The organism is Sphingobium sp. (assembly GCF_049304695.1).
Classification (GTDB): Bacteria; Pseudomonadota; Alphaproteobacteria; order Sphingomonadales; family Sphingomonadaceae; genus Sphingobium.
In genome coordinates, this window is sequence record NZ_JBAQOK010000076.1 from 63,481 (window position 1) to 74,622 (window position 11,142).

Consider the following 11,142-nt stretch of genomic DNA (forward strand, 5'->3'; position numbering starts at 1 on the left):
CGCAGGCCGGGGAACACAATGTTTGGCATAGCCCCTCCGTGTTCCCGCGAAGGCGGGAGTCCAGTCCCACGGCCTCAAAGCCGAATAATCCCGCCCCGCACCGCATAGCCCCGATACAGCGACCGCACATGCGCCGCGCCACCACTGGCCCGCGCCATCGCCTCGATCGCCAGCGCCAGTTCCCGACGCGGCGTCACATGAAATGCACCGAGCCACCCGAACAGCAGCCGTTTCCACACCCCCGGCAACCGATCCTGCTGCCCAAAGTCCACGATGTCGAGTCGCCCACCCGGCGCGACACACGCCGCCGCTTGGCGCAACGCAGCCTCCCAATCCGGGATCATCGACAGCGCGTAACTGATGAACACCCGGTCGAACATCGCCCGCCCGAACAGCGCCTGCGCATCGAACCCGCAAGCATCCCCCTGCGCCAGCATCACCCGATCGCCCATGCCTGCCTTCGCCACGGAAGCCTGCGCGGTATCCAGCATCGCGTCGCTGATATCCACGCCATATAACCGCGCCTGCGGCCACGCTCGCCCGACCGCGATCAGGTTGCGCCCGGTCCCGCATCCGATCTCCAGCACCGCACCACCGGGCGGGGGAGCCAGATCGGCGATCAACCCATCACGCCCCAGCAGATAATATTTGCGCGTCAGGTCATAGATATGCCGCTGATAGCGATAGACCCCATCCATCACCGCGCCATGCCCGCTCACGCCGCGCCATCCGCCAGCACATAGAGATGCACGCCGCCATAAATGGCCGACCGGTCGCGCGCGCTATAATCCAGCGACGCGTCCGCCTGATAAGCCCACCGCCCCAGCACATCGTCGGCAACCCGCCCCGGCAATATGCTTGGGCAGCCAGCCGTGCGGAACAACACCCGCGCGCCCGGTTTCGCCGTCCGCGTGATTTCCTGCCACAGCGCGTTCAACTGCCCGTCGTCCATCCAATCCTGCGCATCGAGCAGGATATAGCGGTCGGCCGACGCCGCTGGCTGGTCCCGCAGAAAATCGGTGAAGTTCACATGTCGCACATCCACCCGGTCGGCCCGGTCGCGCACGGCGTCATGATGCGCCGCCTGCAAATAGGGCGGCAGCGAGCCTTCGCCGCCTGCATAGCCCCGTCCGAACGCCTGCACCGCGAAATAATTATCCTTCAGGTCGAAATCACACGCCAGCTTTTCCAGCCGCGCCTTCAACACGGCGTCCATCCGCTCGTCCCCAGCCAGCGCTTCGAACTGCGCAGGCGGAATGCCCAGGCCGAACAGCGAAGCCGGCTGGCTGGTCAGCCATCGCACGAACCCCTTGTCGAAAATCGGCGCGATTTCCGCATCGAAAATTGCGCGCTGCTCCTCCCGCGTCGTCGCGTCCAGCATCCGCCGGGGATTGATGCCATGCAGCCGCGCCAGCAGATGTGCCGCGCCGATGAACCGCCCCAGCAGGCCATGGCGATAGATGCCGCGCGCAAAACCACCGATCCGCCGCCGCCCGATCAGGTCGCGTCCTTCCCAGTAACGCCGTGTCGCTTCGTCCAGATGCGGCGCGACATGGCCATGATAGGCCGTCACATTCTCCCGGCTGTCGGCCTGCGCAAAGAAACGGTGAAAAGCCGCATGATCGGGCAAGGTCCGCGCCGCCATCAGCTTCAGACGGTTAAGCGCGATATGCGCGGTGTTCAAATCAACCGCTGTAATCTTTGCTGGATCGGCCGTCAGGTAGGACAGGACATTACATCCCCCCGACGCGATCGTCACGACATGGCAATCGGGCGTGATGGCCAGCGCCTCCATATCGACCGCAGGGTCTTCCCATATCTGGGCATAGACAAGGCCGCGAAACGCAAATGTGAACGCCCGCTCCAGCAGCCCCTGTTTCGACAGATGCCGATGGCGATGCACGGCCTGCGTGACATTGTGGTGCGCTGAAACGGCCATATGCATACTCCTCGATACCGGGTCGTGGCTCGCGCATAGGACGGCGGCGCGTCAGGGGCATGACGCTGGCATGACGAACCCATGACGGCCTTTGGTTCATACGCCTTGTGGAACCGCACGCCCGCCTCCCATCTTGTACCCCTCATGGCTCACTGGATCGAACCCCACCCCACCGGCATCTATGTCCGCCCCGCCGACGCCTGGATCGACCCGTCCCTGCCGCAGGAGCGCGCGCTGGTGACGCACGGCCATGCCGATCATGCGCGCGGCGGCCACGGCCATGTCTGGGCGACGCGCGAAACACTCGCCATCATGGGCCTGCGCTATGGCACCGCATCCGGCACGCCGGTCGGTTATGGCGAGGAAATCCGGCTGGGCGGTGTCACTATCCGCTACGTGCCCGCAGGCCATGTGCTCGGCTCCGCGCAGATCGTGCTGGAACATGCGGGCGAGCGCGTCGTCGTCACCGGCGACTATAAACGCCGCCCCGATCCGACCTGCCCCCCGTTTCAACCCGTCCCCTGCGATATCTTCGTCACCGAAGCGACCTTCGGCCTGCCCGTCTTCCGCCACCCCGACACCGGCAGCGAAGTCGATCGCCTCCTCGCCGCGCTCCACGCCAACCCCGATCGCTGCGTCCTCGTGGGTGCCTATGCACTGGGCAAGGCGCAGCGGCTGATCTGCGAAGTCCGCGCGCGCGGCCACAAGGAACCGATCTATATCCACGGCGCGATGGAGCGCATGTGCGCACTCTACGCCGATTTCGGCATAGACATGGGCGAACTGCGCCCCGCCGCCGGTGTGTCAGCCAAGGATATGCGCGGATCCATCGTCGTCGCGCCGCCCTCTGCGCTCAACGACCGCTGGAGCCGCCGCCTGCCCGACCCGATCACTGCCATGGCATCCGGCTGGATGCGCGTGCGCCAACGCGCGCGGCAAAAGAATGTCGAACTCCCCCTCGTCCTGTCCGACCACGCCGACTGGGACGAACTGACCGACACCATCCGCGAAGTCGCCCCCACCGAAACCTGGATCACCCACGGCCGCGAAGAAGCGCTGCTCCACTGGTGCATGACCCACCAAATCCGCGCCCGCGCCCTCGCCATGGTCGGCCGCGAAGACGAGGAGGAGGAAGAGTGACCTCTAAACCCGTTCGCCCTGAGCGAAGTCGAAGGGCCAAGCCGAGCCTGTCGAGGCACTTCGCCATGCTCGGTAAAGGGCTTCGACTTCGCTCAGCCCGAACGGTTTTGGGGAAAATCCTACCCAACTCAACTCCGTTCGGGCTGAGCCTGTCGAAGCCCCTTCCTTCTCAAACGACATCGTCAGATCGCCCATGAGGCCCTTTTCCCAACTCCTCGACGCGCTCGTCTACACCCGCTCGCGCACCAGCAAGCTGGCCCTCATCGCCGCCTATCTGCGCACTGCCCCCGACCCGGACCGGGGCTGGGCGCTGGCAGCGCTAACCGGCAACCTCGACCTCAAGGCCGTCAAATCCTCCGCCATCGGCGATATGATCCGGGGCCGTGTCGATCCCATCCTCTACGAAATGAGCCGCGATTATGTGGGCGACCTTGCCGAAACCGTCGCGCTCCTGTGGCCTGTCCCCGCCGACGAACCGCCAGAACTTGACGACGGCACGCTGACGCTCGCCACCGTGGTCGATCGTCTCCACGCGACAAGCCGCGTCGGCGCGCCTGCGATCCTTGGCGAAATGATGGACCATCTCGATGCGTCAGGCCGCTTCGCCCTGCTCAAACTCGCGACTGGCGGCCTGCGCGTGGGCATCTCCGCCCGCCTTGCCAAGACCGGCTTCGCGCAAGCCTTCGGCCTCGACGTCGATGATGTCGAACAGGTCTGGCACGCGCTAAGCCCGCCCTACGCCCCGCTGTTCGCATGGGCAGAAGGCCACTCATCCCGGCCCGACCCCGAAGGCACGCCCTATTTCCGCCCCTTCATGCTCGCCCATCCGCTCGAAGCCGACAGCGTCGATCTCAAAGACTATGCCGCCGAATGGAAATGGGACGGCATCCGTATCCAGATCGTCGGCACCGGCACCGAAACGCGCCTCTACAGCCGCGCAGGCGACGATATTTCCGCCAGCTTCCCCGAAGTCGCAGACGCCTTCACCGGCCATGCCGTCCTCGACGGCGAACTGCTGGTGAAGGGCGAGTTTCAGGGCGGAGAAGCGGCCAGCTTCAACGCCCTGCAACAAAGGCTGGGGCGCAAGGCCGTCACGACTAAGATGATGGCCGACTATCCCGCGTTCGTCCGCCTCTACGACGTGCTGCTCGATGGCGACGAGGATCTGCGCGCCCTGCCATGGGAACAGCGCCGCCCCCGGCTCGAAGCGATCGTCCCCACGCTCGACCCGAACCGCTTCGACATTTCCGCCCTGATCGACGCCGCCGACTTCGACGCGCTGGCCGACATTCGCGCGGGCGCCCGCGACGCCGCGATCGAGGGCGTCATGCTCAAACGCCGCGACAGCCCCTATGTCGCGGGGCGTAAGGCCGCGCTCTGGTATAAATGGAAACGCGATCCGCTGACCGCCGATTGCGTGATGATGTATGCCCAGCGCGGCCACGGCAAACGCTCGTCCTTCTATTCGGATTACACGTTCGGCTGCTGGACGGAGGATGGCGAACTACATCCGGTGGGCAAGGCCTACAGCGGCTTCACCGACGAAGAACTCAAGATGCTCGACCGCTTCGTGCGGCAGAACACAGTCGCCCGCTTCGGCCCCGTGCGCGAAGTGGAAAAGACGCTGGTCCTCGAAGTTGCGTTCGACAGCATCCACGACAGCAAGCGCCACAAATCCGGCCTCGCCATGCGCTTCCCAAGGATAGCCCGCATCCGCAAGGACAAGCCTGCGCATGAGGCAGACACCGTGGAAGGCTTGAAGAAACTGGTGCGCTAACGCTCCCTAAGCCGTTCGGACTGAGCGAAGTAGAAGCCTTTCTTCGCAAGCCCCGATAACCTTAAGCCGCCTCCCACCACATCCGTTCGCTTCGAGCGAAGTCGAGAAGCCCTACTCCCCCACAAAAACAAACGGGCCGATGGCAAGGGGGCGTAGCCATCGACCCGTCGGCCATCACATCAGTGCAACACGGTTCAGGGCATCAGAACCGTATCGACGACGTGAATGACGCCGTTGGACTGCATGACGTTGGCAATGGTGATCTTCGACTGACCACCCTTGGCATCGGTCAGATACCAGTCCTTGCCCTTCTTCCACGCAGTCAGCATTTCGCCCTGCACGGTGGTCAGCGTCGCCTTGCCGCCATGCTTGGCTGCGTTGGCGGCGATGTCGGCGGCGGTCATCCGACCCGCGACCACATGATAGGTCAGGATATTGGTCAGCATCGCCTTATTCTCAGGCTTCACCAAAGTATCGACCGTACCAGCGGGCAACTTTGCAAACGCAGCGTTGGTCGGCGCAAATACAGTGAACGGACCCGGACCCTTCAGCGTATCGACCAGCCCGGCGGCCTTGACAGCGGCGACCAGCGTCGTGTGATCCTTCGAATTGACGGCGTTATCGACGATATCCTTGGTCGGATACATTGCCGCGCCGCCAACCATCGGGTTCTTGGCCATCTGCGCACCGGCCATCCCGCCGCCAGCCGCCATCACAGCGCCCGCAATCATCAGGGATATGGGGGAAATTTTCATGAGAGACATCCTTCTCGATCTTTGCACCCCACAAAGGCGGGATGTGCAGCAGCTACGCGCCACGGACGAGAACGGATGCACGAATGACCTAAAGGACATTCGAAACGGCGTCGAAAGCCAGGCAAGTATATGCGCATGTAATTTACCTCGTCATGCTGAACTTAATTCAGCATCCATCGCGCCCCCAAAGCGGCAGCGAGTGACGAGAAATATCAAATCTGCGTGATTTGCCCCGCCGCCACCGGCGCGCTGCTGGGCGCTGCATGGGGCATGCCCTGCTGCGGCTCCATCGTCACGGCCAGCGTCGCGCCCTCGACCAGCAACCGCCGCTGCCCGTCGGTCAGGCGCAGCGCCATCGTCCCCGATGACGGAATCCCGCCCAGCGACACCGGCGCGCCACCAGCCGGTATGACCCATAGTTCGGGCGATAGATCGCCCTGCTTCATGCCCGACACCCGCAACGTCAATTGCGCCGACCCGCTATCGTGCCGCATGCTCAGCTGCGGCCCGCCAGCCTCGCCCGCCATCTGGACGAAGGCCACCGGCGTCGCATCAGGCACGCCTGTCACAGGCACCTGCGTCGCAGGCCGCACCAGCAACAGCGCTGCCAGCCCTGCCGCCAAAGCCCCTGAAACGATCGTCCCCGCCCGCCAGCGCGCAACCCGCGTGCGCAGCGCTACGACATCGCCCACGGGCGCAACCTCCGCCCCGATCCGCGCAGCTACCGCCGCCCACACCGAATCGCGGGGTGCAACATCGGCCCACTCACCATGCAGCGGTTCCAGCCGCGCTTCCCACGCAGAAACCTCCGCCGCAAACGCACTATCCGACAACCGCAGCCGCAAAGCCGCCGCGCGCTCGTCCCCGTCCAGCAGCCCCAGCGCCAGTTCCGCTGCCAGCGCGCTGCGTTCTTCCTGGGGCGTCAGGACGTCATCCATCGCCGATACAATCCTTCAACCGCAACAGTCCACGCCGCACCCAGCTTTTCATCGTCCCCAGCGGCACGCGCGCCCGCGTGGCCAGTTCGCTATAACTCAGCCCATCGTAGAACGCGGCGCGAATGGCCGCACCCGTGCGCACATCCAATGTCTTGAGGCACTCGAAGATGCGCCCGCGCTCCTGCTCCCCGACAATCCGGTCATCCGCCGCAATCGCTTCATCGGCAACGTCCGCAGCCGCGCTTTCAGGCAGCATGTCCATGCGTCCATTGGCCCGCCGCCAGTCGATCGCACTGTTGCGCGCGATCGTCGCCAGCCAGGTGATCGGGCTGGCACGCGTGGCATCGAACTGCCCTGCCCGTCGCCAAACCTTCACATAGACGTCCTGCAAAATATCCTCCGCGCTTTGCCTGTCACCGCAGATACGCAGGCAAATGCCAAACAGCTTCGCGGACGTCATCGCATAGACGTCGCTCAATGCGCTGCGGTCCTGCCGTGCCACGCCCTGCATGGCCTGCGTCAAGCGCGCGCGGGCGTCGTCCGCCTGATCCCCCAGTGTGTCCACCCTCCCAACCTAGCCGCGCCGGTCGTCAGCGCAAGCATGCATTATCACCATAACACTGACTTTGCGCTGTAACGCCCAGCCCCTATATGGGCGCTTTCGCGTGAGGCACGCGATCGGCAAATGGAGATGAAATTGAGCAAGGTTCTTGTCATCGGCGCAGGCGGCGTCGGTTCGGTCGCGGTTCACAAGATGGCGATGAACAGCGACATTTTCAGCCATATCACGCTGGCCAGCCGCCGCATCGTCAGTTGCGAAAAGGTCGCCGAATCGGTTCTCGCCCGCACCGGCGTGACCATCGACGTGGCGCAGGTCGATGCCGATGATGTCGCCGCGACCATCGCGCTCATTGAACGGGTGCAGCCCAAACTGGTCGTCAATCTGGCCCTGCCCTATCAGGATCTCAACATCATGGACGCGTGCCTCGCGACCAAGACCGATTATCTCGACACCGCCAACTACGAACCGCGCGACACGCCCAAATTCGAATATAGCTGGCAGTGGGCCTATCAGGAACGCTTCAAGGAAGCGGGCATCATGGCCCTGCTCGGCTCCGGTTTCGACCCCGGTGTCACCAGCGTCTTTGCCAGCTACATCAAAAAGCACCTGCTCGACACCATCGACACGCTCGACATTCTCGACTGCAATGGCGGCGACCATGGCCAGCATTTCGCGACCAACTTCAACCCGGAAATCAACATCCGCGAAGTCACCGCCCCCTCGCGCCACTGGGAAAATGGCCAGTGGATCGAAGGCCCGGCGCTCAGCCACAAACAGGCGTTCGATTTCGACCAGGTCGGCGAAAAGAATATGTACCTCATGTATCATGAGGAACTGGAAAGCCTCGCCAAATTCTACCCCGAAATCAAGCGCATCCGTTTCTGGATGACCTTCGGCGACGCCTATCTCAAGCATCTGGAAGTCCTCCAGAATGTCGGCATGACCCGCATCGATCCGGTGATCTATGAGGGCAAGGAAATCATCCCGCTCCAGTTCCTCAAGGCTGTCCTGCCCGAACCGTCCAGCCTCGGCGCCACGACCAAGGGCAAGACCAACATCGGCGACATCGCCACCGGCACCAAAGATGGCGTCCAGAAAACCGTCTACGTCCTCAACATCTGCGATCATGAGGAAGCCTATGCCGAAACCGGCAATCAGGCGGTCAGCTACACCACCGGCGTCCCCGCGATGATCGGCGCAGCGCTGATGCTGACCTGCGCGTGGAAAGGGGAAGGCGTGTTCAACATCGAACAGATGGACCCCGATCCCTTCATGGACATGCTCAACCAACATGGCCTGCCCTGGCAGGTAAAGGAACTGGACGCCCCACTGGCGTTCTAAAACAACCACCGTCATCCCAGCGAAGGCTGGGATCTCCCTTCTCTTCCACAACGCCACAGGTAAAGTGAGACCCCAGCCTCCGCTGGGGTGACGATGTGGCGGAGGATATTTCATGGAAACCAAAGCTGGCGATCCCGCCGCTTTCGCCCGCTTCGATCTGTATCGCGTCCCATCCCCCGCCTTCGTGGTGGATGAGGCCGCGATCCGGCGCAACCTGTCCGTCCTCGCCGATGTCCGCGACCGCGCGGGCATCAAAATCCTCGGCGCGCTCAAGGCCTTCTCCATGTGGTCGCTGGGCAGCGTGCTGGGCGAATATCTCGACGGCGTATGCGCCTCCGGTCTCTACGAAGCCCGCCTTGGCCGCGAGGAATATAAGGGCGAAGTCGCCACCTACTGCGCCGCATACAAGGCCGCAGACCTCGCCGAAATCCTCACCATCTCCGATCATGTCATCTTCAACAGCCCCGGCCAGATCGCCCGTTTCAAACCGCAGATCGACGCCGCCCGCGCCGCTGGCCACAGCTTCGACATCGGTCTGCGCATCAACCCCCTCCATCCAGAGGGTGAAGTTCCCAAATACGACCCCTCCCAACCGCACAGCCGTCTGGGCTTTCCGATCGACCAGCTACGCGCTGAACATTTGGAAGGCGTGACCGGCCTTCACTTCCACAATCTGTGCGAACAGGATTTCCTCCCCCTCGAACGCACATGGGCCGCGATCGAATCGCGGGTGATGCCTCATGTCGGCTCGCTCAAATGGCTCAACTTCGGCGGCGGCCACCATATCACCCGCGACGATTATCAGCGCGACGCGCTGGTCGATTTCCTTCGCCATATCCAAGCGCAGACCGGCCTTTCTCTCTACCTTGAACCCGGCGAAGCGATGGCGCTGGACGCCGGTATCCTCGTCGGCGAAATCCTTGACGTGGTGAACAACGGTATGCCTGTCGCGATCACCGACATCTCCGCCACCTGCCACATGCCCGACGTCATCGAAGCGCCTTATCGCCCCGCCATGCTGCACGAACCGGCTACCGGCGACGTGACCCGGCTGGGCGGCCCATCCTGCCTCGCAGGCGACATCATTGGCGACTATCGCGTACCCGGCGGCGCGGAGCCGGGTGCGCGCATCGCCTTCCTCGATCAGGCGCATTATTCGATGGTCAAGACCAACACCTTCAACGGCGTCCCGCTGCCCGCCATCTGGCTGTGGAACAGCGCCACGGATCAACTCACGGAAATACGCAGCTTTTCCTACGCCGATTTCAAGGACCGTCTGTCTTAAGGCACGGCTCGTGGCCCCTTGCGCAACTTATTTTACACACGCGCTTTACAGGGGGGTCACCGGGGCATATAGCGCCCTTCCGCTGCCCCATGGGACTTCCACCGCAAGGCAGCTTTTTTCGCCCTGAACGACACTGGAGGTCCCTTGAATTGCACAAGTATCCTAGCGCGCTGGGGGTAGCGACCACCCTCACACCGGCAGCTCCGGTAACGCTGATTCGCCCGCAGGCTGCGGCGCGTGCCGCCCGATTCTTCGTTGAGAAGTTTCCGGGACGCTCGCTCTATGCCGTAAAGGCCAACCCATCGCCCGATCTGCTTCGGACGTTGTGGGACAGCGGTATCTCGCATTACGACGTTGCCTCCATCGCGGAAGTGCGCCTCGTTGCGGAAACCCTGCCGGACGCCAAACTCTGCTTCATGCACCCGGTAAAGGCTGAAGAAGCCATTGCCGAAGCCTATGCAGTCCATGGCGTGCGCACCTTCTCGCTCGACACCATCGACGAGCTGGAAAAGATCATGCGCGCCACCAATGACGCGACCGATCTGGAACTGTGCGTTCGTCTGCGCGTGTCGTCGGAACATAGCGAACTCTCGCTTGCGTCGAAATTCGGCGCGGAACTGGGCGAGACCCGCGAACTGCTGATGGCCACGCGCCAGGCCGCCGATGCGCTGGGCATCTGCTTCCACGTCGGCAGCCAGGCGATGTCGCCTCAGGCGTATAGCGACGCGATCGAACGTGTCCGCGCTGCGATCGTCGATGCGGCGGTCACGGTCGACATCATCGATGTCGGCGGCGGCTTCCCGTCGGTCTATCCCGGCATGGAACCCCCGGCGCTGGAGGCTTATTTCGACGCCATCCATCGCGGTTTCGAAAGCCTGCCGGTCAGCTATTCGTCCGAACTATGGTGCGAACCCGGTCGCGCCCTGTCGGCCGAATATAGCTCCATCATCGTGCGGGTAGAGCGCCGTCGCGGCACCGAACTCTACATCAATGACGGTGCCTATGGCGCGTTGTTCGATGCGGCGCATATCGGCTGGCGCTTCCCTGTCGTCCTGCTGCGTGACGAAGAAAGCGATGCCGAAATGACCGGCTTCTCCTTCTATGGCCCGACCTGCGACGACATGGATCATATGGTCGGCCCGTTCATGCTGCCTGCGGACGTTGCGACCGGCGACTATATCGAAATCGGGATGCTGGGCGCCTATGGCTGCGCCATGCGCACCGGCTTCAATGGCTTCACGTCGCAGGCCACGATCGAAGTGGAGGACGAGCCGATGGCCAGCCTCTACGCCGAACGCCTGCCCGAACGCCGTCGCGCTACTGTCATCAAGCTGGGCTAAACCCAGACCCGCTCCCCTGTAGGAGAGGGTGCCAACACAATGTCCCTCGTCGCTTCCCCCAGCGA

10 protein-coding genes are annotated in these 11,142 nt (G+C 63.3%); 5 read left to right on the forward strand and 5 right to left on the reverse strand.

Features of this window, described 5'->3' with window-relative positions:
• Nucleotides 1-74: 74 nt before the first annotated feature.
• Together WA070_RS13035 and WA070_RS13040 are read right to left on the reverse strand one after the other, a co-directional pair.
• The gene (locus WA070_RS13035; RefSeq protein WP_422634356.1) at nucleotides 75-719 is read right to left on the reverse strand and encodes a class I SAM-dependent methyltransferase; all 645 of its coding nucleotides are present in this window, start codon (nucleotides 717-719) and stop codon (nucleotides 75-77) included.
• On the reverse strand, nucleotides 716-1,939 hold the full coding sequence (locus WA070_RS13040) for a DUF3419 family protein (RefSeq protein WP_422634357.1): 1,224 nt from the start codon (nucleotides 1,937-1,939) through the stop codon (nucleotides 716-718). Before WA070_RS13040 ends, WA070_RS13035 begins: the two co-directional genes overlap by 4 nt.
• A gap of 144 nt (nucleotides 1,940-2,083) precedes the next feature.
• Here WA070_RS13040 and WA070_RS13045 point away from each other — a divergent pair, with 144 nt between their 5' ends.
• Entirely contained in the window at nucleotides 2,084-3,079 is a 996-nt protein-coding gene (locus tag WA070_RS13045; protein ID WP_422634358.1) for a ligase-associated DNA damage response exonuclease, read from the forward strand.
• Nucleotides 3,080-3,272: 193 nt separating this feature from the next.
• Nucleotides 3,273-4,856, forward strand: coding sequence for a cisplatin damage response ATP-dependent DNA ligase (locus tag WA070_RS13050; RefSeq protein ID WP_422634359.1), 1,584 nt, complete (start codon nucleotides 3,273-3,275; stop codon nucleotides 4,854-4,856).
• 194 nt (nucleotides 4,857-5,050) lie between these two features.
• Here the strand turns inward: WA070_RS13050 and WA070_RS13055 are convergent, their stop codons facing one another.
• The 3 genes from WA070_RS13055 to WA070_RS13065 all read right to left on the reverse strand — a co-directional run bounded on the left by WA070_RS13055 (nucleotide 5,051) and on the right by WA070_RS13065 (nucleotide 7,114).
• On the reverse strand, nucleotides 5,051-5,611 hold the full coding sequence (locus WA070_RS13055) for a fasciclin domain-containing protein (RefSeq protein ID WP_422634360.1): 561 nt from the start codon (nucleotides 5,609-5,611) through the stop codon (nucleotides 5,051-5,053).
• A gap of 212 nt (nucleotides 5,612-5,823) precedes the next feature.
• Nucleotides 5,824-6,549, reverse strand: a complete 726-nt coding sequence (locus WA070_RS13060; RefSeq protein WP_422634361.1) for an anti-sigma factor — start codon at nucleotides 6,547-6,549, stop codon at nucleotides 5,824-5,826.
• On the reverse strand, nucleotides 6,542-7,114 hold the full coding sequence (locus tag WA070_RS13065) for a sigma-70 family RNA polymerase sigma factor (RefSeq protein ID WP_422634362.1): 573 nt from the start codon (nucleotides 7,112-7,114) through the stop codon (nucleotides 6,542-6,544). Before WA070_RS13065 ends, WA070_RS13060 begins: the two co-directional genes overlap by 8 nt.
• 132 nt (nucleotides 7,115-7,246) lie before the next feature.
• On the opposite strand from WA070_RS13065, the gene WA070_RS13070 reads away from it, so the two are divergent.
• The 3 genes from WA070_RS13070 to WA070_RS13080 all read left to right on the forward strand — a co-directional run bounded on the left by WA070_RS13070 (nucleotide 7,247) and on the right by WA070_RS13080 (nucleotide 11,077).
• On the forward strand, nucleotides 7,247-8,452 hold the full coding sequence (locus tag WA070_RS13070; RefSeq protein WP_422634363.1) for a saccharopine dehydrogenase family protein: 1,206 nt from the start codon (nucleotides 7,247-7,249) through the stop codon (nucleotides 8,450-8,452).
• 112 nt (nucleotides 8,453-8,564) lie between these two features.
• Nucleotides 8,565-9,737: a carboxynorspermidine decarboxylase gene (locus WA070_RS13075; protein ID WP_422634364.1), complete on the forward strand. Its 1,173-nt coding sequence runs from the start codon at nucleotides 8,565-8,567 to the stop codon at nucleotides 9,735-9,737.
• A gap of 149 nt (nucleotides 9,738-9,886) precedes the next feature.
• A complete protein-coding gene (locus WA070_RS13080; RefSeq protein ID WP_422634365.1) occupies nucleotides 9,887-11,077 on the forward strand; it encodes a type III PLP-dependent enzyme in 1,191 nt (396 codons plus the stop codon).
• Nucleotides 11,078-11,142 lie beyond the last annotated feature (65 nt).